22 protein-coding genes are annotated in these 24225 nt (G+C 58.3%); 18 read left to right on the top strand and 4 right to left on the bottom strand.

The features are described from left to right. The first annotated feature begins 6 nt into the window (after positions 1 to 6). The 8 genes from ATY29_RS13310 to ATY29_RS13275 all read left to right on the top strand — a co-directional run bounded on the left by ATY29_RS13310 (position 7) and on the right by ATY29_RS13275 (position 9783). Positions 7 to 1053 (top strand): UDP-glucuronic acid decarboxylase family protein, encoded by a 1047-nt coding sequence (locus ATY29_RS13310; protein ID WP_097536596.1) that lies wholly within the window; start codon positions 7 to 9, stop codon positions 1051 to 1053. A gap of 18 nt (positions 1054 to 1071) precedes the next feature. Then, the gene (locus ATY29_RS13305) at positions 1072 to 1806 is read left to right on the top strand and encodes a TIGR04290 family methyltransferase (protein ID WP_097536631.1); all 735 of its coding nucleotides are present in this window, start codon (positions 1072 to 1074) and stop codon (positions 1804 to 1806) included. A gap of 279 nt (positions 1807 to 2085) precedes the next feature. Continuing rightward, positions 2086 to 3285 (top strand): helix-turn-helix domain-containing protein, encoded by a 1200-nt coding sequence (locus ATY29_RS13300; RefSeq protein WP_097536595.1) that lies wholly within the window; start codon positions 2086 to 2088, stop codon positions 3283 to 3285. Between the two features lie 59 nt (positions 3286 to 3344). Beyond that, positions 3345 to 3746: a response regulator gene (locus ATY29_RS13295; RefSeq protein ID WP_097536630.1), complete on the top strand. Its 402-nt coding sequence runs from the start codon at positions 3345 to 3347 to the stop codon at positions 3744 to 3746. 32 nt (positions 3747 to 3778) lie between these two features. Continuing rightward, positions 3779 to 4168, top strand: coding sequence for a response regulator (locus ATY29_RS13290; RefSeq protein WP_244597399.1), 390 nt, complete (start codon positions 3779 to 3781; stop codon positions 4166 to 4168). 180 nt (positions 4169 to 4348) lie between these two features. After that, positions 4349 to 5371: a chemotaxis protein CheB gene (locus ATY29_RS13285; RefSeq protein WP_097536593.1), complete on the top strand. Its 1023-nt coding sequence runs from the start codon at positions 4349 to 4351 to the stop codon at positions 5369 to 5371. A gap of 64 nt (positions 5372 to 5435) precedes the next feature. Then, positions 5436 to 9407: a CheR family methyltransferase gene (locus tag ATY29_RS13280; protein WP_097536629.1), complete on the top strand. Its 3972-nt coding sequence runs from the start codon at positions 5436 to 5438 to the stop codon at positions 9405 to 9407. Next, positions 9400 to 9783 carry a response regulator gene (locus ATY29_RS13275; RefSeq protein WP_097536592.1) on the top strand — a complete coding sequence of 128 codons (384 nt, stop codon included), beginning with the start codon at positions 9400 to 9402 and terminating at the stop codon, positions 9781 to 9783. Before ATY29_RS13280 ends, ATY29_RS13275 begins: the two co-directional genes overlap by 8 nt. 49 nt (positions 9784 to 9832) lie before the next feature. Here ATY29_RS13275 and ATY29_RS13270 read toward each other — a convergent pair whose 3' ends face one another. Continuing rightward, positions 9833 to 10066, bottom strand: coding sequence for a hypothetical protein (locus ATY29_RS13270; protein ID WP_097536591.1), 234 nt, complete (start codon positions 10064 to 10066; stop codon positions 9833 to 9835). Between the two features lie 150 nt (positions 10067 to 10216). On the opposite strand from ATY29_RS13270, the gene ATY29_RS13265 reads away from it, so the two are divergent. Further along, positions 10217 to 10477 carry a DUF2934 domain-containing protein gene (locus tag ATY29_RS13265; RefSeq protein WP_097536590.1) on the top strand — a complete coding sequence of 87 codons (261 nt, stop codon included), beginning with the start codon at positions 10217 to 10219 and terminating at the stop codon, positions 10475 to 10477. A 64-nt stretch (positions 10478 to 10541) separates the two neighbouring features. Here the strand turns inward: ATY29_RS13265 and ATY29_RS13260 are convergent, their stop codons facing one another. Beyond that, on the bottom strand, positions 10542 to 11129 hold the full coding sequence (locus tag ATY29_RS13260; protein ID WP_097536589.1) for an ATP-dependent Clp protease proteolytic subunit: 588 nt from the start codon (positions 11127 to 11129) through the stop codon (positions 10542 to 10544). 886 nt (positions 11130 to 12015) lie between these two features. On the opposite strand from ATY29_RS13260, the gene ATY29_RS13250 reads away from it, so the two are divergent. From ATY29_RS13250 to ATY29_RS13210, 9 genes are all read left to right on the top strand, one after another. After that, positions 12016 to 12276, top strand: coding sequence for a DUF982 domain-containing protein (locus tag ATY29_RS13250; RefSeq protein ID WP_097536587.1), 261 nt, complete (start codon positions 12016 to 12018; stop codon positions 12274 to 12276). Positions 12277 to 12721: 445 nt separating this feature from the next. Further along, entirely contained in the window at positions 12722 to 13228 is a 507-nt protein-coding gene (locus tag ATY29_RS13245) for a YciE/YciF ferroxidase family protein (protein WP_097536586.1), read from the top strand. Positions 13229 to 13606: 378 nt separating this feature from the next. Next, a complete protein-coding gene (locus ATY29_RS13240; protein ID WP_097536585.1) occupies positions 13607 to 16006 on the top strand; it encodes an FdhF/YdeP family oxidoreductase in 2400 nt (799 codons plus the stop codon). Positions 16007 to 16249: 243 nt separating this feature from the next. Then, positions 16250 to 16786, top strand: a complete 537-nt coding sequence (locus ATY29_RS13235; protein ID WP_097536584.1) for a c-type cytochrome — start codon at positions 16250 to 16252, stop codon at positions 16784 to 16786. Between the two features lie 17 nt (positions 16787 to 16803). Next, complete coding sequence (coxB, locus tag ATY29_RS13230) at positions 16804 to 17775, top strand: cytochrome c oxidase subunit II (protein WP_097536628.1); 972 nt, start codon at positions 16804 to 16806, stop codon at positions 17773 to 17775. Further along, positions 17775 to 19685: a cytochrome c oxidase subunit I gene (gene ctaD, locus ATY29_RS13225; RefSeq protein WP_097536583.1), complete on the top strand. Its 1911-nt coding sequence runs from the start codon at positions 17775 to 17777 to the stop codon at positions 19683 to 19685. The genes coxB and ctaD overlap by 1 nt, the downstream gene beginning before the upstream one ends. After that, positions 19682 to 20284 carry a cytochrome c oxidase subunit 3 gene (locus ATY29_RS13220; RefSeq protein WP_097536582.1) on the top strand — a complete coding sequence of 201 codons (603 nt, stop codon included), beginning with the start codon at positions 19682 to 19684 and terminating at the stop codon, positions 20282 to 20284. Before ctaD ends, ATY29_RS13220 begins: the two co-directional genes overlap by 4 nt. Before the next feature lie 292 nt (positions 20285 to 20576). Continuing rightward, positions 20577 to 21458, top strand: coding sequence for a cytochrome c oxidase assembly protein (locus ATY29_RS13215; protein WP_097536581.1), 882 nt, complete (start codon positions 20577 to 20579; stop codon positions 21456 to 21458). Positions 21459 to 21504: 46 nt separating this feature from the next. Continuing rightward, positions 21505 to 21858, top strand: a complete 354-nt coding sequence (locus ATY29_RS13210; RefSeq protein ID WP_173883883.1) for a c-type cytochrome — start codon at positions 21505 to 21507, stop codon at positions 21856 to 21858. Between the two features lie 5 nt (positions 21859 to 21863). On the opposite strand, the gene ATY29_RS13205 is transcribed toward ATY29_RS13210, so the two are convergent. After that, positions 21864 to 22778, bottom strand: a complete 915-nt coding sequence (locus ATY29_RS13205) for a c-type cytochrome (RefSeq protein WP_097536579.1) — start codon at positions 22776 to 22778, stop codon at positions 21864 to 21866. A 164-nt stretch (positions 22779 to 22942) separates the two neighbouring features. Then, entirely contained in the window at positions 22943 to 23470 is a 528-nt protein-coding gene (locus ATY29_RS13200; RefSeq protein WP_097536578.1) for a DUF4142 domain-containing protein, read from the bottom strand. Positions 23471 to 24225: the final 755 nt, after the last annotated feature.

Genomic DNA, 24225 nt, shown 5'->3' with positions numbered 1-24225 from the left:
GTACCGATGCTGCAAGTCAATCGTCGCGGAAAAGGCAAGACTGTTCTGGTGGCAGGGGGAGCCGGCTTTGTCGGTTCGCATCTCTGCGATGCGCTCCTCGCCCGTGGGGATTCCGTCATTTGCGTCGACAGTTATATCACCGGCTCGCCCGACAATGTGCGGCCCTTAACGAACCATCCGAGTTTCCGGCTGATGAAACACGACATTTGTCAGGTCCTGGAAATTGAGGAGCCGCTAGACCAGGTCTATAACCTGGCCTGCGCGGCGTCGCCGCCGCAATATCAGGCGGATCCTGTCCACACCATGATGACCTGTGTCGCCGGCACGGGCAATCTGCTTGCGCTTGCTGAACGGCATGGGGCGTCTTTCCTCCAGGCCTCGACGAGTGAGGTTTACGGCGATCCGGCCGAACATCCCCAGCAGGAGGACTATCGCGGCAATGTCAGCTGCACGGGACCGCGCGCCTGCTATGACGAAGGAAAGCGTGCGGCCGAAGCGCTCTGCTTCGACATGCTGCGTGCCGGCCGGGTCGATGCCCGGGTTCCCCGTATTTTCAACACTTATGGACCGCGCATGCAGGCAAATGACGGCCGCATCGTCTCCAACCTGATCGTGCAGGCCCTGTCGGGAAAACCACTCACCATCTATGGAAGCGGAATGCAGACGCGGTCGTTCTGCTTTGTCAGTGATCTGGTCGGTGGTCTAATGGCTCTGATGGACGTAAGACCCAACCCCGGTATGCCGGTCAATCTTGGCAATCCCGGGGAGTTCACCATCAGCGAGCTTGCCTCAATGATCCGCTCGATGATACCGGTCCGGACCGGGATCGTTTACAAGCCGCTGCCGAAGGATGATCCGCAGCGCCGCCGTCCGGATATCTCCCGCGCGACGGAACTTCTCGATTGGCAGCCGACCGTGCCGCTCGCCGAAGGGCTCGGCTATACCGTCGAATGGTTTACCAACAGTCTCGGAGGCATTGCACGCCAGCAGTCAACAGCGCCTCACCGCCCTCGGCGGGAAGTTGAGTCGCAGGCCGCCACCGCGCAGAGCTGAGGAAAATCGATGCAAGCGATGATGAACCTGGCACTGAAACGCCGCGTGACCGAACTCGGTCCCTGGTTCCAGAACATCCGGCTCGGAGAAGTCGAGACCGCGCCGGACCATTTTCTCGGCGACTATCCCACTTTCAAATGGGAGGGCTTCAAACATGTCGTGCCGGAAAATCTGGGCGGGCGCAGCGTGCTCGATATCGGTTGCAATGCGGGCTTTTATGCGCTGGAGATGAAGCGCCGCAATGCCGGGCGGGTGCTTGGAATCGATACCGATCCACGCTATCTCGAGCAGGCCCGCTTCGCCGCCGCTCATTGCGGCCTCGAGGTCGAATTCAGGCAGATGTCGGTTTATGAGGTGCCGACGCTCGGTGAAACCTTCGATCTGGTGCTCTTCATGGGCGTGCTTTACCATTTGCGCCATCCTTTGCTGGCGCTCGATCTGCTCTACGAACATGCAGTCGGCGACCTGATGTTGTTCCAATGCCTGCAGCGCGGCGACGAGCGGACCAATCTGGTGGAGGACGATTATGATTTTTCGGAATGGGCGGTGTTTGACAAACCGGACTTTCCGAAATTGTTTTTCGTCGAGAACCGATATGCCGCCGACCCGACCAACTGGTTTATTCCGAATAAGGCGGCGGTCGAGGCGATGTTGCGAAGCTCCGGCTTTGCTGTGGAGGCCAATCCGGAGCGGGAGGTCTATCTTTGCCGCCGAGACAGTCGGCCCTACATGGTAGAGCCGCCGCCACTATGAAATGCCCGCTGATGCTCAATGCTATCTTGTCCGGCTTCTTTCGATCGCGCTCGCTTCTGATTGCTGACTAGGCCGCCCCAGTCTTTCGCTCCTTTGGCTCGCGCTAAGGCCAGACTAGCCGAGCATCTGCGGCGCAGGCGGCTTCAAAGCCAGGGTGGCAACCGAAGTTCCACGTCATCACGTGCATCGCCGCTCTCGCGATTGCAAATGGTGTGGAACAGGTCGGTACCGCGAGCGTTTCCACCTCAAACAGACAAAATGTCAGGAGGAAAAGCCGGAATGAACGCGGCTTTTGACAGGCACACGCCGCAGGTTGTCCTGGTGATTGAGGACGACTACGCACTAGCGAGCGATCTCCGCTCGGATCTGACCGACATAGGTTTGAAGGTTGTCGGGCCGGCGCCGAATGTCGAAAAAGCGCTGAAATATATTGAAGATTTCCCTCAAATCGACGTTGCTATCCTGGATATCAACCTGGGTGGATCGATGGTGTTTCCTGTCGCCGACGAGCTATCGAGGCGCAATGTCCCCTTCTTCTTTGCTACCGGCTACAGCCGAGAGGTTGTTCCTCCGCGTTTTGCCGATCGTATCTTCGTTGAAAAGCCATTGGACAAGGCCGCAATCTATCATGCGCTCTTGGAGTGCCAAAGTCCGACTGAGCAGGCGACGATGCTCCAAACGAACCTTGTTCTTTCCGCCCTTCCTCCTCGTGAAAACGAGCTCATCCAGCCGCATCTGAAACCGGTTCGGCTGGCCCAGGGCGATGTTCTTGAACACCAGTTTGGAGAAATAACAGCCCTTTCTTTCATCGAAACAGGAATTGTTTCGCTGGTTGCCCTGTCACTGGATGGCTCACAGGTAGAGGCCGGCCTGATCGGGCGTGAAGGCGCAACCGGAACCGGTTTATTAGAGGGGGATTGGCGCACCTCTTACAATATGATGGTTCAGATCGAGGGAACTGCTCGGCGCATCGAGGTCGACAGTTTTCTCCGTCTCACAAAAAAGGCACCGCGGCTGCGCTCGCTTTTAACATCGTTTTCGAGGTCGCTCGGGATTCAGATCAGCTATACCGCCCTGGCCAACGGCCGTTATTCGATAGAGCAGAGGCTGGCTCGCTGGCTGCTTATGCTGAATGATCGGGCCGACGATCAAGCCCTGAATCTTACCCACGAATACATGGCTTTCATGCTGGGCGTCCGACGCCCGGGAGTGACAGGCGCGCTTCACGTTCTCGAAGGCGAGAGGCTCATCAGGTCTATTCGAGGAAAGGTAATTGTCGTCGATCGCGACGGCCTTATTCGAAAGGCACACGGCTCTTACGGCATCCCGGAAACGGAATATGAGCGCTTGATGGGTTTTCCATTGAAGAGCACTGGGAGCGTTGCAAGAAATACCGTCACTTCGGGGTCTATTTCGGCAGGATCCCAATCCCAAGGATTGAGTGGGATGCCGAAAGAAGCCTTGAGCCCGCCGCGTTAATCCATGCCGTGCCGCAACTTTTGCCGTTACCGATCGTTCTGGAGGTGAAGGAGCAAGCCATGCAGAAGTTGAACCTTTCAGGACGCTTCTACCTTGTCGTCGAGGATGAGTATCTTGCGGCATCCATCATCGTAACAGCCTTGGAGGACGAAGGCGCCGCAGTCGCGGGACCGGTATCGAGTGTTACGGGTGCATTGAAGCTCGTGAGCGAGCGCGCGGACGAACTCGATGCGGGAATTCTGGATATCGACCTCCGCGGCGTGATGGTCTACCCGGTGGCGGAGAAGCTTGCGGAACAACGCATTCCCTTCGTTTTTGTCACTGGCTACGAGTGCGATTGTCTTCCAGAGCCCTTTAGGACTATGCCCTGCCTCAACAAGCCATGCGATGAACAAGAGCTACTGGGCTTGCTTGCGAACTTGCCATCAAGGCAGCGGCCCGCAAACCGTTCCGCGACGTAATGCCAAGAACTCCCGCGGTGGAAAGGCTCCCGGTGGAAAAAAAGATTGAACTTTTCTCGGGCAAGCGCATCCTGATCGTTGAAGACGAATACTTTCTGGCCGATGAGACGCGCCGGAAACTAGAGGACTTGGGCGCAATCGTAGTGGGTCCCACGGCAAACGTTCGCCACGCGCTCGACCTTATCAACCAAGAACCCATCGATGCTGCGATCCTGGATATCTGCCTTGGTGACGAACTGGTGTTCGCCGTTGCTGATGAACTAGAGGCTCGAGACATCAACTTCGTCTTTGCAACCGGCTATGATCTCTCCGACATCCCGGTAAGATACCGAGGCTTTGCGCTTTGTGAAAAACCGACCGAACTCGAAATGATCGCCGTCGCACTGTTTGGGCCGCTCAGGAACCTGCATCGGCTCAATTGATCCTTCGGCAGCTGCCTTTCAAGCTGCTGATGCAGCAGTGTCTGTTGCCGCGGATCCCGTCGCAGTAGTGCAACGTCGGCAGCTATCGGACACTATCGATGACATTGGCATGCCTTCGCCGCGGCGGGGAACCATTATGGCTCACCGACGGTTGAGCCTGATCATGAAAGGTTAAGCCAAATGCCTTCCACCGCGTTTAAAGATATCATTGCCGTCGGCGGCTCGGCTGGGAGCGTCGCTGTGCTGCGGACGCTCGTCGCTGACCTGCCCGGCGACCTGCCGGCAAGCGTCTTCGTCAGCACCCACATTCCTTCGAATGCTCCCGGTTTTCTTCCCGAGATTCTTGCTTCAAAATGCAGGCTCCCGGTGACGCAGGCGATCGACGGGCAGCCGATCGAGCGGGGGCATATCTATGTCGCTGCGCCGGACCGCCACCTGCTGCTCATGGGCGAAGCGATCAAGTTTGGAGCCGGCACGCGGGAAAATATGGTCCGGCCGGCGATCGATCCGATGTTTCGCTCGGCAGCGCTGTCATTCGGGCCACGCGTGGTGGGGTTGGTGCTGACCGGGATGTTGAATGACGGAGCGGCAGGGTTGCATGCAATTAAATCGAACGGTGGGACAACCGTGGTGCAGCATCCGCTCGATGCAGAGGCAGATCAGATGCCGCTGGCGGCGCTCAATGCGGTGGAGGTCGATCACGTGGCCGCCGCGGCTGATCTCGGCAGGCTCGTCACGGAGATTGCTGGAAGCGACGCAGGGCCTGATCTTCATTTGCCAACTGATGATCTGCTGCTGGAAGTCGAAATTGCGACCGGGAAACGACTAGGCACCGCTGACCTTCGGAAAATCGCCACCCCAACAGCCATAACCTGCCCTGATTGTCACGGTGTGCTCTCCGAGGTGCGCGGCTCACGACCGCTTCGGTTTCGGTGCCAGATCGGCCACGCATATACTGCCGATGCAGTTGCGGCGTACGCCGATGAGTTCGACGACGCTATCAGGATTGCGATGCGGGTGATGGAGGAGCGGCTGACGTTGGTGGAACGGATGGCGCGAGACGCGCGTGATACCGGCCGCGCCGCAGTCGCTGAACTCTACGAGGCGCGTGCTAGTGAATATCGGCGGTATTCTGCCACTCTGCGCGAGGCTGCCTTGACATCTCTGCGCCTCGGTGGCGCTTCGCGTTTCCAGGATAGCTGATAAAGTTGTATCCTTCTGCCTCGCCAAAGGGTTAGAGTCGGCGTGACAGAGACATGGATCGATGATGGCCTACGACGAACAGCAAAGCATGGAAGAACAGGCAGACGCCCCGGAACTGCATCAGGCGGAACAGCCGGTCGTCGTCGTCGGCATAGCCGTGTGCGCCCAGTCGCTTCACTCGCTCGAGCAGGTATTCTCGGCGATCGGTGCAGATGTCGGCGCATCCTACCTCGTGGCGGTACGCCAGGAGGGGCTCGATACTGCGACCGTCTTGAAGATGTTGGCGCGACAAGAGCGACTGGCAGCAACCGTCGCGGTCGATGGAGAACGCATTCTCCAGAACCACATCTATATCTGTGGCTCCGACGACATGATGACGCTGGAAAATGGCCACATCCGGGTCCGGCCGGCCTCGGAGCCTGTCGGCCACCGCGGCACGGTCGACACGATGTTGATCTCGCTGGCAGAACATGCCCAGGAGCGCGCCATCGCTGTGGTCCTGAGAGGGCTCGAGAATGATGGTACAGCCGGAGTGGCGGCAACCAAGAAGTTTGGCGGCCTTTCGATTGTTGAGGCAGACGAAGGCCAGGCTGGATCTCGGGGGGAAGGGGGAGGGCCATTGGCAATCGCCGACCTTCGCTTGGCCGCACAAGACATTGCAACGCACATAGCGATTTACGCCGGTAATGTTGTCGAGGAAGAAGACGCCGGGTTAAATGATGAACCGCCGAGCGCCATCGAAGCGCAGCTTACCCAGATTGCCACCATTCTCCGCAATGTCACCAGCCATGATTTTCACGGATACAAGCGGGGGACCTTCACGCGGCGTGTTCAGCGACGCATGCAGGTGCTGCAGGTCGGAAACATCGACGCTTATATCGAGCGGCTGCGCGCCAGCCGTGACGAAGTCCAGAACCTCTTTCAGGACCTGCTCATTGGCGTAACGCAATTCTTCAGGGATCCTGTCGAATTCGAGGCGCTGGAGCGTGAGATTCCAAGGCTGTTTGAGGGCAAGGAGCCGGGAGACCAGTTGCGTGTCTGGGTGTTGGGTTGCGCAACCGGCGAAGAAGCCTACTCGATCGCAATGCTGCTGCGCGAGCACATGGCGACCATGGATTATCCCCCGGACGTGCAGATCTTCGCGACGGATCTCGACGCGCGCGCCCTAGGAATTGCACGCGGCGGTCGGTACCCCGCTGCTATAACCGCCCAGGTGCAGCCCGAACGGCTGGCTCGCTGGTTTGTGCGCGAGGGCGACACCTATTGCGTCGTCAAGGAATTGCGAGAGATGTGCATCTTCTCGCCGCACAACATCGTCAAGGACGCGCCGTTCTCACGAATCGATATCCTTTCTTGCAGAAACCTGCTGATCTATCTCGACAGCGAACTGCAAAACAGGGTCATCCCGATCTTCCACTTTGCCCTCAGGCCAAGCGGTATCCTTTTTTTGGGTTCTTCGGAGAACGTCACTCGTCACGCCAAGCTTTTTGCACCGGTTGATCGCAGAAACCGTTTGTTTCGACGACTGGAAACGGCAACCCGCATCATCCCGGACTTTCCGCTCAGTCCGCGCCCACGCAGCCCCGACCATGGACTTTCGGCACCAGCGCCCATGCTCCAGACCGGCCGGCTCTCGGCGACGATCAGCCGCCAGGCCGAGGTCGTCGCTGAGCGCTTTGCACCGGCCTACGTGGTCGTCGATTCACACTATGACGTATTGCATTTCTCCGGCCGCACGGGCCGTTATCTCGAACCGACGTCGGGAACGGCAACGCTCAACCTCTTGAGCCTTGCCCATCGCGACCTAAGGCTCGACATGCGGTCAGCCTTGCAGCGTGCCACGTCGGAAGCAGTCAAGGTCGAAGTTCCAAGAGTTCTGCTGCGCCAGGACGATCGCACCTACGCCGTCAATATTATCGTTGAACCCCTCGGCAGTGGTGACGTCACCTCGCTCATCGTGCTGTTTCAAGACGCAGGCCAGGTGGCCGAGGGAACGGCGCCTGACGGAGGGCGGCTGACAAGCGAAGAGCATGTCCAGCGTCTTGAGACAGATCTCCGCGTGACCCGCGACCGGCTCCAGGCGACCATAGAGGAGCTGGAATCGACAAATGAGGAGCTCAAATCGTCCAACGAAGAGTATCAATCGATCAACGAAGAGTTGCAATCGGCCAATGAGGAAATGGAAACGTCGAAGGAGGAGCTGCAGTCGGTCAATGAGGAACTGCAGACCGTCAACGGCGAACTTGCCCATCGCGTTACCGAACTCGACCGGACAAATTCGGACCTGAAGAACCTGCTCGAGGCGACACAGATCGCCACCGTTTTCCTCGATAACGATCTGCGGGTCAGGAGCTTCACGCCGGCGGCAACCGAGATATTCCATCTGCTCGATACGGACGTCGGCCGTCCCCTGGACCACGTCGTCTCGCGCGTTGTCTATCCCGAGCTGCTGGATGACGTTCGTCTCGTTCTCAGAACGTTGGTGCCAGTCGATCGAAAAGTTAGCGACCCCACCAACAACCGCCATTACGCGGCTCGCGCGCTGCCTTACCGCAGTGTTGACAACTATATTAGCGGGTCTGTCGTCACCTTTACCGATCTGACCGCCACCTATGACGCGGAGGTAGCGCTTCGCCGTAGCGAGGAGCGCCTGCAGCGCGTTCTGGAGACAGATGCGGTGGGGGTTATTTTCCTCAATGAGGACGGCGTCATATTTGACGCCAACGAAGTCTTCCTGAAGATGTCCGGCTACAGTCGCTCGCAGATGGAGCGCGGCGAACTGCATTGGCGTCGGCTGACCCCTGAGGAGCATCACGCCGAGAGCGAGGCGCAGATGGAAGCTCTGAAAGAGACTGGCAAGATTGGGCCCTATGAGAAAGAATACTTCCTCGCCGACGGGACGCGTCGCTGGATGTTGTTTGCCGGCCGCGATCTCGGCGACGGTACGATCGCCCAGTTCTGCATCGACATCTCGGCACGAAAACAGGCACAGGCCGCCTTGCGGCAGGGGGAGGAACAGTTCCGCCTGTTCGGCGAAGCCTCTTCCGACGTGTTGTGGATTCGCGACGCCGAAACGCTGCAATGGGTCTATCTGACGCCGGCTTTTGAAACCATTTATGGTGTCGAACGCGAGCAGGCGATGACAGGCAATAATTTCCGCAGCTGGGCCGAACTGATCATTCCCGAAGACCGCGAGCAGGCGCTCTCGGAAATCCGCAGGGTGCGGGACGGCGAGCGCGTAGAATTCGAGTACCGCATCAGACGCGCCTCGGATCACGCGATCCGCTGGTTGCGAAACGCCGATTTCCCATTGTTTGGCGAGGAGGGAAATGTCAAGCAGATCGGCGGTATCGGACGCGATATCACCGACGAAAAAGCCTCTGCTGACCGTATGAAAGTGCTCGTCGCCGAGCTTCAGCACCGAACGCGCAACCTGATGGCCGTGGTGCGATCGATAGCCGACAAGACCATGCGTACCAGCAGCGATCTGGCTGAGTTCCACGAGAGGTTCCGCGATCGCTTGGATGTACTAGCGCGGGTGCAGGGCCTGTTATCACGACTGCAGGAGGGCGACCGGATCACCTTCGACCAGCTCATCCGCTCGGAACTGTCCGTGCATGGAATGCTGGACGACGATACCAGCCGGATCACATTGCAAGGCCCGGAAGGTGTCAGGCTTCGTTCCACCACCGTGCAGACGATGGCCCTGGCGATGCACGAACTCGGTACGAACGCGGCCAAGTACGGCGCTCTTAGCCAGCCTCAGGCGCACCTGAGCATCATTTGGCGTGTCGAACAACCAGGCCAAGACGGCAAGCCGTGGCTGCATGTCGACTGGCGGGAGAGCAAGGTAAAGATGCCGCCCGCAGATTCCGGACCGCAAGGCGGTGGCCAAGGTCGAGAGCTGATCGAGCGCGCTCTGCCCTACCAGCTAGACGCAAAGACATCCTACGTTCTTGGCGAGGACGGGATCCATTGTACGATCGCGATTCCTGTCTCCCTCAGCAATCTGGCCGAGGATGGAGCATATGGCTGAAGGGATACTGCGCGGATGGCGCGTGCTCGTGGTAGAGGACGAGTTCATGCTGGCGGAAGACCTCTGCCAGGAATTGGCTGAGGCAGGGGCCGTCGTGATCGGGCCGGCGCAGTCCCTGGAGCGGGCGATGGAACTGCTGGCGGTGCCTGATGGCCTCGACGCCGCGGTCTTGGACGTCAACCTGCAGGGCAAGCAGGTTTTCCCGGTTGCCGATGCGCTTCTGGAACGTCAAGTTCCTTTCGTCTTTACGACCGGCTATGACGCCTCTGTGTTACCGGCCAGGTTCGTGTCGATGCGCTGCTGCGCCAAACCGCTCGATATGCCGCGGCTGATGGAAACTCTACGAAGCGCCATTACAATCTCACCACGCCCATAGCCTTGTGTAGAAGCGAATCGAGGCCCTGCGGCGCGCGGAACTGCCTTTGTTAGAATGCTCCCCTGGGCAGCGCGAGCAACTCTGCCTTCAGCCTGTCAAAATGGGCTAGATGCATGACCTGAGTCTCTTCGAAATTCACGAGAAGCCTTATCGCTTGCGTCGGGTCCACGCCTCGGTCGGTTAGCTCAGCCACAATTTCGCGCTGCCGGGCGATGTGCTGACCACCCAAAAGGACATGCTCTCGCGCCTGCTGCAAATGTCTCTCCACCATTCCTCGGTCCATGTCGACCTCCTGGTCTTTCGGCGATGATCATGCGCTCGTTGTTTGGGAACGGTGGCGCTGTCGCGCAGCAACTAAGAAAAGAATACTCCTTATTTTGGAACAAGTCGCACTCGATCAAGTTCGAGCGCGTTGTCACTGGAGGAGGATGCCATGGATACTGAACGGATCAGGCGCCGCGCGCAGGAGATATGGGAAGCCGAAGGCAAGCCGGAAGGCGAGCACGAGCGACATTGGCTGCAAGCCGAGCGCGAACAAAAAGGAGATGGCGAGGTTCCACAGACGTCGTCTTCTGCTCATCACAGCGCAACCACTATTCCAGACGGTGGAGGAACGAGCTCGACGGTAATCACTGAGCGGGATCGCGAGCCTGGAAGCTTCAAACCAGGCAACTTTGCCTCTGAAAACAAGTAGTTGCCCATTTGGCGATGGTCGGCGCGCCGGCCAAGCGGTGCCTGCGCGCCTGAGGGTTCCTTGGTCATAAGAGTATACTGCCAATGAGGCCGTAGCTCAGAGCTTCTTGCGCGCTCATGTAGCAATTCGTGCGGGCGCGTTGGAAGAGTTCATCATAGGACATTTTGCATCCCCTCAACAGTTCCTCAAAACCCTCCTTTTCAAGCCGCTGAGCTGTTTCCAGCATGGCGAGCTTTTCCTGGACCATTTGGATGCATGCCGTCACCGGACCTGACAGTTCAAAGCTCCCGCTTATTCTCCTTTCGTGGATCAGGAGAAAGGTGTCCGCCGTCAGGTATCGGTTGGGTGTGTCGAAAGCGGCCAGGATCGTGACGCCTGCGGAATAGACGTAAGATTTCCCCACGCAGTAGGCTGGCCTTTCGGAATGCCGCGAGAACAGCTTGACCTCAAGCGCGATCCTGCGAGCGGCATCGGCATCGCCTCCAACGGTGGTCAGTTCGAGGACCAAGTCCTGATCACCCGAGCGGACCGCGGCAACCTGGTCCAGAAAACTGGTGATCGTCTTCTCTTCGATGGGCCCGTTTATCAAGACATTCGGCTCAAAGAGGAGGCGATTAGGATCGTCCTTCTGCGCGTCTTCCGCATCCGTCATCACGCAATCCTTCCAGATTTGCCAAATGCCTCCAACCACGCTACGCCCGAAGGGTTCCTGCCGGACACAAGACAGGTGGGACGTCAGATGCAGCAAAAGCTGAAACAGCAGATGGCCTCTCTACAGCAGTAACAGCCGATGGCCTTCTTCCCAATCCTGCATTCGACCACCTAGACAGGCTTCTTGGGCGCGCCTTGCGAGTCCGAAACTGACGGAAGAGAGCTCGTTTCTTCCCGGAACGACGACTCCTCCAGCCGATCTCAGCTGATGGAGATCGCCGACCGGACGTTCTGCTTCGCCAACGTGGGCTGCGGAAATGCTGCAGCAGGCATCTGCTGAGTTCGTACGCGCCAGTCCGCGCCGCTCGGGCTCGGCGTCAACAGAACACGAATGCCCACCAACCGTGCGCTGACGCCGCTGCGTTCAAAACGAGCGCACCGGCCGCTGCCCAGCGGGTCGGGTGAATGAAGACCAATGCCGCCGATAGCAGCGCTAATGCCGAAATCGCACCATTCATGTTTTCACTCCCTGGTGAGGCGCTAACCGCCCGAGGAATGTCGAGTTCCTATCGCCGGTGGATTGTCTCCGACCGTACCGTCCCCCGCGGAAGGGAACTTCCGATGGAGAGCACGGTTGGCCTGCAGAATAACGGAGGTTTTGATGGACGGATCGCACTGGGCGATTCTCCTCGGCACACTAGCTCTCGCATCATGGATGCTAGCTGGTCTAATCGCCGTGCTTGGAACCCGCCAGGAGACCCGGAGCGATGGAGCGAGCCGCGGAAGCGAGTTTTTTTCGCTCGCGCTGGCCGGCGCAGGCGCCGTCTTAGCGGTCATCATGGCCGCCAGCATAGTGCTTTCGTGACACAAAAGAACGGAGAACCGGCATGGACAAAGTCATCGACGTCGACTTTCGCGTGATATGGCAGGCACCGGTATTCATAAGGACCGGTACGTGTGTTCGTGAGCGGATCGACGGGCCAGATGCAGCTCTTCAAGCGTTGGCGAACCGCTGGCCGGCATCCGGCACCGAGTTCTACGCGGAAGCACAGGTGAAATGCCTGCACGCGCTTGCGCGGCACGGCAGCGTCGAGGCGGCACGGAGCCGATTCGTAAATGCGGCCGTCGCGGCCGGGATCATTGCCTGAGGCATTTCAAACGTGCGCCGCGGTAGCACCCGCCGCGCTCGCGAGCCCGTTTTGATGTCGGCGGACTGGCCTCGTTAAAGACACCTTTGAGGAACAGGCAGCGGCGAGGGGCACGTCACCATAGGTTATCATGGGCAGTGACTAAGGTAGTGTCGCCCATCATGGAACGGCGGCTTGATAAAACACCGCCGCCTTGGGGAATGGTTTTTCCCCTTCCTGACGCCGAAAGCAAAGTCCACGGGAACAACTATCGTCGCACGTGGTTACCCCCCTGCGGATCAGCCCGGGCCTCGCTCGGACTGAGGCAGTAACGCTGATCGGCCTCTGTTCCTTGGCCGGAATGAGACGGCGCTCCGGAGACAGACGGAGCGCCGGCACCTTCGTGAGGGGACAGCCAAAACCACGCGATGTTTGCGTCCACGCAAGCCCATAAGGAGGATTATCCATGGCAACTACCACGACCAAGACACTAGATGACCTTTTCCTTGACACGCTCAAGGATATCTATTTTGCCGAAAAACAGATCCTGAAGGCGCTGCCAAAATTGGCTCGTGCCGCCCAATCGGAAGAAGGTAAGGCGGGATTCCTGCAGCATCGCGACGAAACTCAGGGGCAGATCGAACGCCTGGAGCAGGTATTCGAGATTCTCGGCAAGCCCGCACGAGGCAAGACCTGCGAAGCAATTCAAGGCATCATCGCCGAAGGTGAAGAGATTACGGAAGAATTCAAGGGCTCGCCCGCACTGGATGCCGGTCTCATCTCTTCGGCCCAAGCCGTCGAACACTACGAGATTGCCCGTTACGGCACTCTCATCGCTTGGGCAAACCAGCTCAGTCTCAAGGATGCCGTTCCGCTGCTCCAGGCAAACCTCGCCGAAGAAGTAGCCACCGACAAGAAACTGACCCAGCTTGCGCAGGCGTCCGCAAACCCAAAGGGAAAAAGGGCCGCCTAGTCGACGGTTTATGATGAAAGGCCGCCCTCGTCGGCGGCCTTTCGCCTGATGTGCCTTGCGCAGGCGAGTGACTGCGTTAAGTCGCGGGGTCGCAGGCTGCCCGCACGCCCGACAAGCCTGTTATCCAAAAACTTCACGATGTTTTACGTCGGCCTCGTCACCGGAATAAGCGGCTTCCATACCGGCTCGGTAGCGAGGGGTTGCTACCGGCGCGCCGAATATTCCCGAGCCACGCCATAAGTTGCAAGAACCTCCTTCATCGATGCCGTTCGGTGCATCCCAGGCGAAGCTCCGGGTCGGAAGATCAATGGATGTCTCTTTGAAACGGCTTGGAACAAAAGCCAACGTCTCAGGTTCAAGGAAGCGGAGGGTCTAGAAATGTCTGCAAATCCGAAATCTCCGCCAAAAATCAAGCGCTACTCGGGACCAGCCGGAGGTTGGGGCTCGGCCAAATCGGTTGCCGCAATCCTCAGGCGCGAACATAAAGCCCTGGCTGGCGCGGGAGTTCTCTCACAGCAAAATAAGCCGGAGGGCTTCATGTGCGTGAGCTGCGCCTGGGCCAAGCCTGCAAAGACGCATCCGCTTGAATTCTGCGAAAATGGCGCGAAGGCAACTGCCTGGGAAGTTACAAGCCGGAGAGCCGATAGGCCCTTCTTTGCCAACCACAGCCTAAAGGATTTGGAGAAGTGGCGGGATCACGACTTGGAAGAGCAGGGTCGGTTGACGCATCCGATGCGATGGGATCCGACCACCGACAGGTATGTCCCGGTTTCCTGGCAAGCTGCGTTTGACGAGATTGGCAGAGAACTTCGGTCGCTCAAGCCGCAGGAAGTTGATTTTTATACTTCGGGGCGCGCTTCGCTCGAGACCAGCTACATGTATCAGCTATTCGCGCGCATGTATGGCAGCAACAATCTGCCGGACAGTTCAAACATGTGTCACGAAAGTTCCTCAGTCGCACTGCCTGAAAGTATCGGAGCATCTGTCGGCACGGCAGTTCTTTCGGATTTCGAGAATACCGACTGCATTTTCTATATCGGACAGAACGTCGGTACGTCTTCTCCGCGTCTCCTTCACGACCTTCAAGATGCCGTCGACCGTGGGGTTAGGATCGTCACTTTCAATATGCTCCGCGAGCGGGGGCTTGAGCGTTTTGTCAATCCTCAAAAGCCGTCTCAAATGCTCACTGGATCGGAGACCCTGATCTCGTCTCAGTACTATCAGGTTCGAAACGGCGGCGACATCGCGGCTTTATTCGGAATTTGCAAGGCGCTGATCGAGGCGGATGACGCTTTGAAGGCGACTGGCCATTCAAGGGTTGCCGGAAACGACGGCCGCCCCGCCGACCCTTCGAACGCTGCGATGGTCGCCTTTGCGGCATCCATGGCATCGGCCGACAAGAAGCATGTGCTCGATCACGACTTCATCAAAGACCATACGGCAGGCTTTGAGACCTTCGCCGCCGCGGCGCGCCAGCACGCGTGGCCGGAGCTTGAACGGATTTCTGGCCTGACGCGTGAGCAGATGGTGCAAGCAGCGGAAATCTATGCCAATTCGAATGCCGTCCTGATGGTTTATGGGATGGGTCTGACCCAACATTTGATGGGCGTGCAGACTGTGCATATGGTGGTCAACCTTGCCCTGCTTCGCGGTAACATCGGAAAGCCGGGCGCAAACATTTGCGCCGTTAGAGGACACTCGAACGTGCAGGGGCAGCGAACAGTGGGGATCACAGAGAAACCGGGTCTGGCACCGCTCGACAAGTTGTCCGAACTTTACGGTTTTGAACCGCCGCGCTGGACGGGGCGTTCCACGGTCGAGACGTGCAAGGCGATCATGAACGGAGAAGCACGTGCGTTTGTCAGCCTCGGCGGGAATTTTCTCAAAGCCGTGCCGGAAACCGGTGCAATGGAGGTCGCATGGCGAAAGCTACGCTTGACCGTCCACATCGCCACCAAACTCAATCGCAGCCACGTTATCCATGGCGAGATCGCATATCTATTGCCGTGCCTCGGGCGGATCGAGATCGATCAACAGGCGACTGGGCCGCAGGCGGTTTCGATGGAAAGTTCGATCGCCCACTTCCACGGCTCCAGGGGCAAGGTCAAGCCGGCCAGCGACGAATTGCTCTCCGAGCCGGCAATCGTGGCTGGCATTGCTAAGGCCACCTTAGTTGAGGGCAAGGTGCCATGGGACGAGTGGGTCGGCAATTATGACAGGATCCGAGAGGCTATCGAGGCCACCTATCCGGAAACGTTCAAGGACTTCAACAAACGGATGTTTCAGCCCGGGGGATTTCCCCGGCCGCTGCCGGCACGCGAGCGGAAATGGGCCACTTCGAATGGCAAGGCCAATTTCATCACGCCAGAAAGGCTGTTTCCAGAGCTTCCCACTGCGGCCAGGTCCGATGTCCTTCATCTCGCGACGCTGCGCTCGAACGATCAGTTCAATACGACGATCTACGGCTACGGTGACCGATTTCGCGGCGTCGAGGGTACGCGAAAGGTGGTGTTCATGAACGCCGGCGATATCGCGGCTCTTAACCTCGAAAACGGAACGTCGGTCGATCTGACGACGGCTGTTGATGAAGCGACCGTTCGAAAAGTCACCGCGCTGCGGGTCGTGGAATACGATATTCCCAGGGGCTCCTGTGCGGCGTACTATCCCGAAACGAACCCGCTATTTCCACTGGATCACCATGACGCCAAGTCCAAGACGCCTTCATACAAACTATTGCCGGTTGTGGTGACACGATCGGCCGAAAAACCTTGCGACTGACCGCTGATGGGATTGACAATGTTGTTCGATGGTTCTGCAGGAGCATCGGATCGTTTCAAGAGGCTGGCTGCATGGACAGCCTGCCTGACATTGACGGCTTTGTTCGTCTGGAAGGCGACGTCATCTGGATCGGCCGGCCGGCTGGCGCCGACTTCCGCCCACAAGTCCCTTGCTCAAGAATCAAAGGAGGCACCGTACAAATACAGGGTCCTGGCTTGGGGCTCTCTGCTAGTGGGAGGGGTCATGGTATTGGCGCTGCTTGGCTGGATCGACCAACCGCGAAAATTCAGGGTCGATCCGGCAATCACCGCGGAACTCGATCAAATCCGACTGATGCCCAATGGCATCGGCGGAGCGCCGCCGGAGATCGATTTCGCTCTGGGTCAACCTTATGAAAACGACTCATACAATCTGAGCCAAGGCAAACGTCTCTACACCTGGTTCGGCTGCTCATCCTGTCACGGTGACGGGCGCGGCGCGGCCGGTCCTTCTTTTCTCGATGGATGGTGGCTCTATGGACCCGAGATGGTTTCAATCGTTGCTTCCATTCGGGATGGAAGACCGCATGGCATGCCGGCATTTCAAAACCGCATGACCATAGAACAGATCTGGCAGCTCGCAGGCTACGTGCAAACGATCGGTGCTTACAGGGCCAAGGTATCAGCGCCGAGCCGCAATGATGCAAAACACACGCGCCCTTCCGAAAACCGCGCGCCGGCGGCAATCATTTTCGACGAAGGACCGGTTGGTGTTGATCCTGAGCAGGGACCGAACCCGTGATCGCAAGGCTCATTTTAATGGGGTTGTTTGCGGTTTGCCTGTCCGGATGCAACGGCACCCAGTCGGCGCTCGACGTGCACGGCGCCTCAGCAATCCACCTGAAACACTTGATGCTCTTGGTGATATGGGTTTGCGCACTCGTATGGCTCACCGTGATGGTGGTGCTCGCATATGCGCTGTTGCGCAAACGTCGCGTCGCGGCCGAGGTGAACGCGGGTGCCGACAATCGAGCGACCGTCATCGTTTCTGCCGCCGTCGGAGCAACAGCTCTAATCATTGCAGGGCTTACCGTCGCAAGCTTTTACACCACCCGGCTGATCGATGGGGACGGTGACGCGGCAATGACGATTGCCGTCAAGGGCGAACAGTGGTGGTGGCGCGTCACCTATATGCGGGATGGCACACCCGACTTCGAGACGGCAAACGAGATTCATATTCCAGTCGGAAGGACGGTTTTGCTTCAGCTCGAAAGCGCGGATGTCGTCCACTCGTTCTGGGTGCCAAGTCTTGCCGGCAAGCAGGATCTCGTTCCAGGAAGAACGAATACGCTTGCCCTTCGCGCCGAGACGCCGGGCGTCTACCGCGGACAGTGCGCGGAGTTCTGCGGCATCCAGCATAGCCACATGGCGATGTCGGTCATCGCCGACGATGCGGTTTCCTTTGAGCGATGGTTGGCCGATCAAAGTGCGGAAAGTCTCAAACCTGCCGAGCCGGAGGCGACCGCCGGGCAAGCTGTGTTTCTGGGAAAACCCTGTGCCGCCTGTCATAGAGTGCGTGGAACTCCATCCGCTGGTACCACCGGTCCTGACCTTACTCATGTGGGAAGCCGGGACACGATCGGAGCCGGTCTCATGGAGCGAACCAGAGGCTCGTTGGCAGCCTGGATTGCCGATCCTCAGACGATCAAGCCCGGCAACAACATGCCGATGGTGCCGCTCACCAGCGACGAATTGCGTGCAGTCTCCGCATATATGGAAAGCTTGAAATAATGGCGGATGGTGCTCCCAGGAAAGACCTTCGCGATACCGCGCTCGACAGCGCCGAGCTCGACCGGCATCTGACGTCGATTTGGCACACTCGCGGCGGTCTATGGGCCGCGGTATCGACCGTCGACCACAAGATCATTGGCCGCCGCTATATTATCACTGCTTTCGTCTTCCTATTCATGGGCGGCGTGCTCTCGCTGCTCATGCGGCTTCAATTGTCGCAACCGGAGGCCCGGTTCATCGGGCCAGACCGCTACAATCAGATCTTCACCATGCACGGCACGAACATGATGTTCCTGTTTGCCGTTCCTGTCATGGAAGCGATGGCGGTCTATCTCGTGCCATTGATGGTCGGCACTCGCAATATTGCATTCCCCCGCCTCAATGCATTTTCCTACTGGATGTTTCTTGCAGGGGGAATCTTGCTGTGGGTCGCGTTTGCGATCGACACCGGTCCTGATGTTGGTTGGTTCGCCTATGTGCCGCTTGCAGGACCGCAATACGGCACCGGCAAGCGCGCTGATATCTGGGCCCAGATGATCACGTTCACCGAGATATCGGCGCTTTGTGTCGCCGTGGAGCTGGTGGTGACGATCTTCAAGCAGCGTGCGCCCGGCATGTCACTGGATCGCATTCCGCTTTTCGTATGGTCGATGCTGGTGACGTCGTTTCTGGTGATTTTGGCAATGCCGGCCATCATGATTGCCAGCTCTTCGCTTATCCTCGACCGGCTGGTCGGAACCCACTTCTTCAATCCGGCCGAGGGCGGTGATGTCTTGTTGTGGCAACACCTCTTCTGGTTCTTCGGCCATCCTGAGGTCTACATCATCTTCTTGCCGGCGGTCGGGATGGCATCGACCATCGTCGCGACATTCACCGGACGGCCGGTGTTCGGCTATCTGGCGATGGTGATGGCCTTGATTTCGACGGGCGTTCTGGCGTTCGGTCTTTGGGTGCATCACATGTTTGTCGCGGGCCTGCCCCGGTTGGGTGAGAGCTTTTTCACCGCGTCCAGCATGGCGATCGCTGTGCCTGCCGGTCTGCAGATCTTCTGCTGGCTGGCAACGCTTTGGATGGGTCGGCCCGTGTTCAAGACGCCCCTTTTGTTCGTCGTGGGGTTCATCATCACATTCGTCGTCGGCGGGATGACGGGGGTAATGGTAGCTTCCGTGCCATTCGATACGCAGGTTCACGATACTTACTTCGTCGTCGCTCATTTTCATTATGTGCTGATCGGTGGCGCCGTATTTCCGTTGCTTGGTGCCATCTATTACTGGTTTCCGAAAATCACTGGCCGAATGATGAGCGAAACGCTCGGACGGTGGGTATTCGCGTTGATCTTCGCAGGTTTTCACCTCACCTTTTTCCCGATGCATATTCTCGGGCTCGCAGGAATGCCGCGCCGCGTCTACACCTACCAGCCCGAGTTGCCCTGGAGTGGTCTGAATATGATGGTCAGCCTGAGCGCACTCGTTCTGGCGTCGGGCTTTCTGCTATTTGCCATCGACATATTTCGAAGCGCGAGAAACGGTCCTGCGGCCGGCTCCAATCCGTGGGGGGCGGCAACGCTCGAATGGGCGACTGCATCGCCGCCGCGTTGTTATAATTTCCGTCGAATGCCGGTTGTGTACTCGGGGGAGCCGCTTTGGACCGAGGATGAACTCCAGGTGGCTTCGGGCCTTCGCGTCGATCGGCGCGAGCTGCTTGTGACCGCTGTTGTCGCAGCGACCCCGCAAGCGCGGGAATCATCGGTCCCGCACTCCATCTGGCCGCTTTGGGCGGCGGTGGCGACGTCCATTGTCCTGATCTGGTCGATCTTTACGCCCTGGGCAGTCGTCTGGGGATCGATCCCTGTTGCCGTCGCCCTGACTGGCTGGTTCTGGCCAAAGGGCGCTCCGGAGGAAGAGTCATGAGAGAACGCGTCGTCCTCGATCTTTCGGACGTGACATCACACGCAAGCGGCAGTGCGAGCCCGACATGGTGGGGAACGCTCGCCTTCATGCTGATCGAAGGCACGGGTTTTGCGCTCGCAATCGTGATCTATCTTTATCTGATGAGCCTTGCGCCCAAATGGCCGATCGCCACCCCAGTCCCGTCACTGACGGCGGGCACGCTGATGACGATCGTGCTTGTCGCCAGCCTCGCTCCAAACATGCTGGTTACGGGCTGGGCGAAAAAGCAAGACTTACCTAAGGTTCGCTTCGGGTTGGTTGTCATGTCGCTGCTCGGGATCGTGCCGCTGATTATTCGCGTTTTCGAGTTTCCGGCTGTGCATGTGAGTTGGGATCGGAACGCTTATGGATCGATCGTCTGGCTGATGTTGGGTCTGCACACGACCCACATTCTGACGGACCTGATCGAAACGCTCGTGCTCACCTGCCTCATGTTCACACGCCACGCCGACAACGCACGCCGATACGGCGATGTTGCGGATAACGCAATGTATTGGAACTTCGTGGTTGCCACGTGGTTGCCTATATACGCCTGCATTTACTGGGTCCCGCGCCTATGACAACACTGCCCGCTCGATTTGCCGGCTTTGCCATCGCCCCCATGGCATGGGCCTTGACGACCCAACTCGGGCAGTTACTTCCCTACGCCGACTGTAGCGCTCGCACGAACTGGACGCTTGCGGTTTGCGCGGCAGCTGCCGGTGGCAGCACCGGAGGTGCCCTTTTTGCCGCCAATCGCTGGCGGAGTTGGAGCGATTCCCAAAGAAAATTCGGCCAGACCGCTCTAGCCATCACGGCAGTCTTTGTTTTCGCCCTGTTTTTGCAGGGGGCGGCTCCCCTGCTGCTCAGCCCATGCGCACGCTGATTGCCCTCGCCCTCACGATCACCACTGCGGGCACGGCCTTTGCGCACGGCGCGGAAGCGCATCCGGCCTCGTACAGCTGGACCTTCGATCCGTGGGTCGTTATCCCTCTGTGCACGCTGGCCGCGATGTTTGCGATAGGCGCTTGCAGATTACTGTGCCGCGTTTCTCCGGGGAGGCCGAAGCCGCTGCTCCGTATCGTTTGTTATTTCGCCGGTTTGTTAACTCTGACTGTCGCTCTGGTCTCACCGATCCATTGGCTGGGGGAGCACCTCTTCACCTTTCATATGGTCGAGCACGAGATCGTCATGGCCATAGCGGCTCCTCTTCTCGTGCTTTCTCGACCCGCTGCAATGTGTGTGTGGTCGTTGCCAAGGTTCGCCCGGCGCTGGACAGCGCAGGCATTCAATGCTTCTCCGGTCCGTGGGCTTTGGAGCCGGTTTAGCGGCGGGGTCACCGCCACGGTCGTACATGCGGTTGCAATATGGACTTGGCATGTGCCGATGCTGCTCGACGTATCGGTGACGAATATCGCGATGCACAGGCTCCAGCACCTCTCCTTCTTCATCACCGCGCTTATATTTTGGTGGGCGGTCATATGGCGTAGCGAACGAGGCGCTGCTTCGTGGCACCTGTTCGTTACGATGATGCACACCAGCATACTCGGAGCTTTGATCGCTCTCTCCCCCCGGGTCCTTTATGTCGCGCAGACAGCCAGTGCACCCGAATGGGGATTGACGCCGTTGGAGGATCAGCAGATGGCCGGAATGTTGATGTGGATCCCCGCTGGCACGGTCTATGCGGGTGCGGCGATCTTCCTGATGTCAATGTGGATCAGGGATTCGGGAAGGGGAGGTGCCAAACTTGTCTAAGACCTCACACCTTACAGCGGTTGGCGCAATCGCCCTGCTCGTCTCGATGGCGACCGGATTTTTAACGACGCAATATCTCAGTAGCCGCAGCATCCGGTACCAAAGTGCAATTTCGATGACTGGCGGGGATCCTGAGCGATCGCCCATGATATTTCGCCGATACGGTTGCACGGGCTGCCATACCATTCCCGGAGTGCCGGGTGCAGATGGACTGGTCGGGCCTGCGTTGTCCGGTCTATCGGGGCGAGTCTATATTGCCGGCGTGCTGCCGAATACGGCGGACAATCTCGAGCGCTGGATTGTTTCACCCCAAGAGTTTTCGCCACGTACTGCGATGCCGGCGACCGGGATAAATTCCACGGAGGCCAAAGATCTTGCCGCCTATCTTTACACGAATTGAGATCGCTAAGGGTGCGGCGTGGGCCTTGGCGCGAGCGACTTGATATAGCGGGCTATCGCTTTTCGGTCGCTTTCGGGAAGGCTCTTGGTGTTGATGACGACATCGGCCATGGACGATCCCACGCGCCCATGTGTGGGCGTATTACCGGTCGTCAGCATCTCCTCGATATCCGCCTCCGACCAGCGGCCAATTCCAGCGGGAGTAATATTTGGGATGTACCCGGTCCCCTTTTGGTCGGGACCCCCGGCAAATCGTGTATGTGACTTTATTGCACCGAACAGATTTCGGTTGGAATGGCATTCGGCGCAGTGGGAAAGCGTTTCGACGAGATACCCACCCCGATCGTGAACGGCATCACCCGTGAGGTTTGCCTTCGACGACCCTTCTCGGAAGAATAGAGCCTTCCAAAAGCCGATCGAGCGGCGGACTGCGAAGAGGATTTTTGGATGGTGCGGTGGCGCGCGCCCGGTCACCGCAGGAAGCGTCTTGAGGTATGCGTAGAGATCCTTGATGTCTGCGACAGTCATACCGGTGTAGCTTGTATACGGGAAGGCCGGATAATAGTGCTTGCTGTCTGGAGATACCCCGGCAACAAGTGCGTTCCCCAGATCCGAGACATCCCAGTTCCCGATCCCATCGGTTGGGTCCGACGAGATATTTGGCGGCCGAAATGTCCCAAATGGCGAAGCTAGCGCCAACCCACCACCCAGTCGAAGGCGATCAGGTTGTCCGGGCGTTGCATGGCACGAAGCACAGTCCCCGGCGGCAAAAATAACCTTGCCGCGCTCAGCATCTCCAACTCCCGCCAGCCGGGGGTCATTCGCGGAGAAAATTGGCGCGGGCGCCGTCATGACCCACGCGACCGCAGCCCCTAAAGAAGCAGTGCATAAGATCGCGGTTATCCAGAGAGCGATCCTCATGATGGTCCCGATTTCAGCTTAGCAGGCTTGCACGAATGAAAGTTTGAACCGATGTAAGTGCATCGTGGCTCCGATACAGGTGCCGCCAGACGGTGTCCTTCGAAATTGGATTTTTCGATTCCGACTGGCGGCCAACTGCCGAAAAGACCGAAGCGCCGTCTTACCTATTTGTTGAGCTCGTTCGCCATCTGGAGATGATGCTCCAGAGCAGGCCGCGTACTTGCAGCCCAAGCCTTCAGCTCGGGATTGTCCCCTTCGTCGCCATAGCGTTTGAACAGATCGACCGCGTCTTCATGGGCGGATTCTTGGTCTGAGTGATATTGCTTGTTGAAATCGTCCCCTTGCAGGCCGTTCAGCTTGTCGAGCATGCTTTGCTGGTCGGAGGTCATAGCGCTCGGAAGCGTGGCTTTGACCTTGCCGCCGGAAACCAGCGCCTTGAGCTCGTCGGTGGTTTTCTGGTGGTCGGTGACCATCTGCTGGGCGAACGCCTTGGTCGCATCGTCACCGCGCTCGACGGCAAGCTTGCTGGAGGCAATTTCAAACATATCGCTGGTGGCCGCTTCCTTGACGAAATCCTCGGTTTTTGGCGGGACGCCGATAAGGGAGTTGACGCCGGTTTTTTCGGCCGCCGACTGTGCGAAGGCGGGAACGGCAAGCGAGAGAGCGAGCGAGACGATAGCAAGGCGGTTCATCGAGATCTCCTGGGTTTGTCTACCGCTAACTTTTCGACCAGCTGAGAGTTCCCGTTGACAGCCCGAATTCTGCGTCTTGATGATGCTGATGTTGTTGCTCGCTCAAGGATGGCACATTTGATCTCCATCACGCCGTCGATACCTCCGGCCTTCGAGCGATGTAAGGCCTTTGGTCATCAGCAAAACGATCGAGAGGACGGGTGTAATGATGTGCAGGACACCTTCCAATCGCTTCTTTTTTTGTAGGGATGGCCAGACTCAGCATGTCCAGGCTGGAAGGAGCGCCAACCGGGCGCGGTAACACTCACTGCTGCGTTGGAGCCTAGCAAAATCTGCTCAAGGTGGGTTCGTGCGGCAGGAAATGATTGGTCAGGATGCTCTGCCGTTCGGGAACGATGCGATCTCGCGATCGCAAGTACGGTGTGCCGGGCGGAGTTTGTGAACACATCCATGCATTTCGGAAGTCAACCTCTGTGCGGCTCACTGCCGCAATACCGATAATCAGCCGTTCAAGGACGGTGACGCGACTGCCGAACGGTGATGCGGCATAGTAATACGATACTTCATCCAACGCGGTCAGGCGCGGATTGGCCCGCGCCTGTTCACCTGCTCGACAAGAGAGCCTCAAAGAGTCCGAGCGGTCTACTTAGTATTCTTGTGGCTCTGCTCGCCTGCCTTTACATGCTGCTCATGGCTGCCGCCCTGCTTGCCAGAGGAGCTTGAACTCTTTTCCGACGCGCTTTTGCTGCTGGCGC

Source organism: Rhizobium hidalgonense, from assembly GCF_002914525.1.
GTDB lineage: Bacteria > Pseudomonadota > Alphaproteobacteria > Rhizobiales > Rhizobiaceae > Rhizobium > Rhizobium hidalgonense.
This window is presented reverse-complemented; position numbering and strand designations above follow the sequence as displayed.

Excerpts from the sequence above, each read along its gene's own strand:
- ATY29_RS13220 (WP_097536582.1), top strand. The coding sequence starts at position 19,682 with ATGAGAGAACGCGTCGTCCTCGATCTTTCGGACGTGACATCACACGCA.
- ATY29_RS13240 (WP_097536585.1), top strand. The coding sequence starts at position 13,607 with ATGTCTGCAAATCCGAAATCTCCGCCAAAAATCAAGCGCTACTCGGGA.
- ATY29_RS13265 (WP_097536590.1), top strand. The coding sequence starts at position 10,217 with ATGGATACTGAACGGATCAGGCGCCGCGCGCAGGAGATATGGGAAGCC.
- ATY29_RS13210 (WP_173883883.1), top strand. The coding sequence starts at position 21,505 with ATGGCGACCGGATTTTTAACGACGCAATATCTCAGTAGCCGCAGCATC.
- ATY29_RS13245 (WP_097536586.1), top strand. The coding sequence starts at position 12,722 with ATGGCAACTACCACGACCAAGACACTAGATGACCTTTTCCTTGACACG.
- ATY29_RS13310 (WP_097536596.1), top strand. The coding sequence starts at position 7 with ATGCTGCAAGTCAATCGTCGCGGAAAAGGCAAGACTGTTCTGGTGGCA.
- ATY29_RS13260 (WP_097536589.1), bottom strand. The coding sequence starts at position 11,129 with ATGACGGATGCGGAAGACGCGCAGAAGGACGATCCTAATCGCCTCCTC.
- ATY29_RS13235 (WP_097536584.1), top strand. The coding sequence starts at position 16,250 with ATGGTATTGGCGCTGCTTGGCTGGATCGACCAACCGCGAAAATTCAGG.
- ATY29_RS13205 (WP_097536579.1), bottom strand. The coding sequence starts at position 22,778 with ATGAGGATCGCTCTCTGGATAACCGCGATCTTATGCACTGCTTCTTTA.
- ATY29_RS13285 (WP_097536593.1), top strand. The coding sequence starts at position 4,349 with ATGCCTTCCACCGCGTTTAAAGATATCATTGCCGTCGGCGGCTCGGCT.
- ATY29_RS13305 (WP_097536631.1), top strand. The coding sequence starts at position 1,072 with ATGATGAACCTGGCACTGAAACGCCGCGTGACCGAACTCGGTCCCTGG.
- coxB (WP_097536628.1), top strand. The coding sequence starts at position 16,804 with ATGGGGTTGTTTGCGGTTTGCCTGTCCGGATGCAACGGCACCCAGTCG.
- ATY29_RS13300 (WP_097536595.1), top strand. The coding sequence starts at position 2,086 with ATGAACGCGGCTTTTGACAGGCACACGCCGCAGGTTGTCCTGGTGATT.
- ATY29_RS13280 (WP_097536629.1), top strand. The coding sequence starts at position 5,436 with ATGGCCTACGACGAACAGCAAAGCATGGAAGAACAGGCAGACGCCCCG.
- ATY29_RS13200 (WP_097536578.1), bottom strand. The coding sequence starts at position 23,470 with ATGAACCGCCTTGCTATCGTCTCGCTCGCTCTCTCGCTTGCCGTTCCC.
- ATY29_RS13215 (WP_097536581.1), top strand. The coding sequence starts at position 20,577 with ATGCGCACGCTGATTGCCCTCGCCCTCACGATCACCACTGCGGGCACG.
- ATY29_RS13250 (WP_097536587.1), top strand. The coding sequence starts at position 12,016 with ATGGACAAAGTCATCGACGTCGACTTTCGCGTGATATGGCAGGCACCG.
- ATY29_RS13270 (WP_097536591.1), bottom strand. The coding sequence starts at position 10,066 with ATGGACCGAGGAATGGTGGAGAGACATTTGCAGCAGGCGCGAGAGCAT.
- ctaD (WP_097536583.1), top strand. The coding sequence starts at position 17,775 with ATGGCGGATGGTGCTCCCAGGAAAGACCTTCGCGATACCGCGCTCGAC.
- ATY29_RS13275 (WP_097536592.1), top strand. The coding sequence starts at position 9,400 with ATGGCTGAAGGGATACTGCGCGGATGGCGCGTGCTCGTGGTAGAGGAC.
- ATY29_RS13295 (WP_097536630.1), top strand. The coding sequence starts at position 3,345 with ATGCAGAAGTTGAACCTTTCAGGACGCTTCTACCTTGTCGTCGAGGAT.